Source organism: Aminobacter sp. J41 (assembly GCF_000526635.1).
Lineage (GTDB): Bacteria > Pseudomonadota > Alphaproteobacteria > Rhizobiales > Rhizobiaceae > Aerobium.
In genome coordinates, this window is sequence record NZ_JAGL01000081.1 from 1 (window position 1) to 2,914 (window position 2,914).

A 2,914-nucleotide genomic window follows, 5' to 3' on the forward strand; every position below is an offset into this window, starting at 1 on the left:
GCGCACTTCAGGTGAATAGGTATTGCCGTTCCGTTTCGTCATGATGGCTCCTTAATCTCAAGAGGGGGAGCCTCCGGCAATCCCGGCGCGGTTCATATGCCTGAATGATGGCGGGTGGGGATCGAACTTCGGTGGGAGCACCAAGATATTGGGCATTGATCGCGCCGCTTGTATCAAAGGCCGAACCTTCACGTATGCCCAGTTGGAAATATCCATACCCGCCAAAAGTAACCGTAAGAGTATAGCTCTGTCCTGAACCTGAAACCTCGGGTTGGTTCACAAACATAGAAGGGTCAAGATTTACGAAAACATCGCCAAAATCAAAACCTGTTACTGGACGACCAAAATCCACAATGTATATAAACTGCTTTGTAGTCTTGTTGACGCTGACCAGCGTGACAACAGGCTCGAAAAATTCGAGTGGATCAGAACGCGCAGGAACAGCAGTCAACCACAATGCCTGGAACGCTACCATAAGCGACAAAAACGCACGGCGGACCCATGCCGTCCGCGCCGCACTCACACTTGGATTCATAATGCCTCGCTCTCGATAGTCCGCGGCAAGACACATCAAAGCGTAAGTCGGCAATTGAAGTCCCAAGCCCAAGGGGAAGCGCTATCACTGGAATCCGCTGTCACGCAACGATGCGGCGGGGAATGCCCTCGGTACAAACGGAAAAAGCTTTCAGTTTTGGCTGAAAGGCCGCTTCAGGCGGCAATCCGCTGACGAGAATTGGAGGGCGCTCCTATGCCATCACACCGAAATTGCTCCCCTGCAGCGAATCGGGGGGGCGCTCCAACAACTGGCTGCTTATGGCTGTCGCCTCGACAGAGGGTAGTGAAGTGGAACCCACGACGAGGCGCGACAGGTACGGTCTATCTGTGCCCCCCATTCTGGTGCATGCGCCACGTGCTACCCACAAGACGCGTCGCTCAATACCATCCATCGCCTCGAGCTCCCGTTTCGCTGCGCAGTAGAGCGGTGAGTGCGAATGGCGAGGAGGGTTTTGCCGATTCAGGTGCCGCCGATGAGGTCCACGTTGCGCTGCTCGGTGACGAAGCTACCAGGGGGGCCGGCACTGGACATTGTGGTCTTAAGTGACTTCGCCCGATTTGGTCCCTTGAGTATACGCTGTTTTCAACAACTGAATCCGACCTTAATCTCCGTCGATCCTAGAACATTGACAGCTTCCCGAAAGCCGTCGCTTCTGGCGCATCCAACGGTCGGCGTGTTCGGGGCCGTTTACTGACCGTCCGGTTCTGGCCGAGAAAGTGGGAAAGCTGCCATTCAGCAGATGACCTCATCTCGGCCGTTCCACGACCTCCAATCGCTTCCCGAAAGCTGTCGTTAGGGCGCGACCAATTGCCGGCCTAAATGCGGCCGCCGAACAAACCGCCGCCGGACGCCTGGCTTGGGCCGGATGTCGACCGCTGGTCACTGATGATGTCGTTCGGCGTAGGCTTCGAGTTCACCTGCCGTGGTCGAGCTCAATCCAGCGCAATGCTCTGCAACGGTAGGGAAATCGCGCATCGAAGTCCGCTCGGCTCCCAGCCCAACGAGAGCGTCCCATGAAGCTGATGCTCCACCACCGATCGAATCAATCTTGTACCGAACCCCTGGCGGTCGGGCGTCTCAACAGGCTGACCTCCCGTTTCTTTCCATTCGATCGCCAGCGGCGCGCCGTTTCCCTGGGGCAGTTGCCAGATCACATCGAGTGTGCCTGTCGCATTTGCAAACGCGCCGTACTTGGTAGCGTTCGTCGCCAATTCATGAAATGCCATTCCGAGCGGCTGGGCCGCATCCACACCAACCCACACCCGCGGCCCCGTCAAACGGACACGCCCTGCGTTGTTGGGGGCATAGGCTGCCAGTTCTTCAAGCAGCAATTCCTTCAAATCCACCCGATCGCGGCGCTCGCGCATGAAGACGCCATGGACACGATCGAGTGCATCGAGCCGCCCGACCACCGTCTCGCGAAACTCTTCTATCGTAGCCGCCTCAGTCAGCCGGACGACGCTTTGCACGACACCTAGCAGGTTCTTGTTGCGATGCTCGACTTCCTGAGCGCGGAGCCTCTCCTGTTGCTCGAAGCGCTTTCGCTCGGTGATGTCGACCGAAACGCCGACGAGCCCCGCGACATTCCCGTCTTCATCGGTGAACGGCGCCTTTGTCGACAACCAATAGCTCGTGCTGCCGTCCTCTGCCCGCAGCATTTCCTCGATCTGGGATCTCCCATGTCCGGCCATTATGCGCTGATCATTGTCCATGACCGTGCGGGCCAGATCTTTGTCGGCCAATAGCTCAAGGTCGTTTTTGCCGACAAAGCCACCCGACTGCCAGCCGACAGCCTCTGCAAAGGCTTCATTCCCCAGCGGTATTCGACCCGCACGATCCTTTGCATAGACCGCGCCAGGAACCGCCTCGACAAACTCCCGCAGGAAAGAACCAGTCGCCCTCAGTCGTTCAATCGGCATGCCATTCCTCTCCCATGGCAGGCCTCTAATTTTGCACACTGCACATGATGTCGGTCAAGCGCATGATGTCGTTGGGCATCATAAGACGCCGCGCCTGTTGTCACGCGACACCAATTGCTATCGAGCGGCTAACCAAGATCTGACTTCGCATTCAGCTGTGATGAGAAACAGCCAACGGCGGATGTCCGCGTTCGTGGTGGCTCATCTGAGAGCCGTCAGTCGGCAACCCGCCCGTGCGGGCGTGGGCTCTAAGCCGTGTCTACAGCTTGGGAAACAGTTTCCTGCCGACGCCTTTGGGGGCCGACACCGGACAGTCTGGTTTTGGGCGACGACGCCGAATAGCTGGATGATGTCCCGAGAGGTGGTGTAGCTTATGCGATCGCCGTGCCTTCCGGACTGTGCCGGATCAGCTTGCCGCAGCGGGCAGGCTGATGAGCGG

General features: G+C 57.9%; 2 protein-coding genes. Both read right to left on the minus strand.

The window, feature by feature from the left end:
- Nucleotides 1-7: 7 nt before the first annotated feature.
- Nucleotides 8-535, minus strand: coding sequence for a hypothetical protein (locus L630_RS23065; RefSeq protein ID WP_156941777.1), 528 nt, complete (start codon nt 533-535; stop codon nt 8-10).
- A 953-nt stretch (nt 536-1,488) separates the two neighbouring features.
- The gene (locus L630_RS22030; protein WP_024850036.1) at nt 1,489-2,475 is read right to left on the minus strand and encodes an HWE histidine kinase domain-containing protein; all 987 of its coding nucleotides are present in this window, start codon (nt 2,473-2,475) and stop codon (nt 1,489-1,491) included.
- Nucleotides 2,476-2,914: the final 439 nt, after the last annotated feature.

What these genes read in the sequence shown, in the direction of transcription:
- L630_RS22030 (WP_024850036.1), bottom strand. Translation starts at nt 2,475, where the DNA reads ATGCCGATTGAACGACTGAGGGCGACTGGTTCTTTCCTGCGGGAGTTT.
- L630_RS23065 (WP_156941777.1), bottom strand. Translation starts at nt 535, where the DNA reads ATGAATCCAAGTGTGAGTGCGGCGCGGACGGCATGGGTCCGCCGTGCG.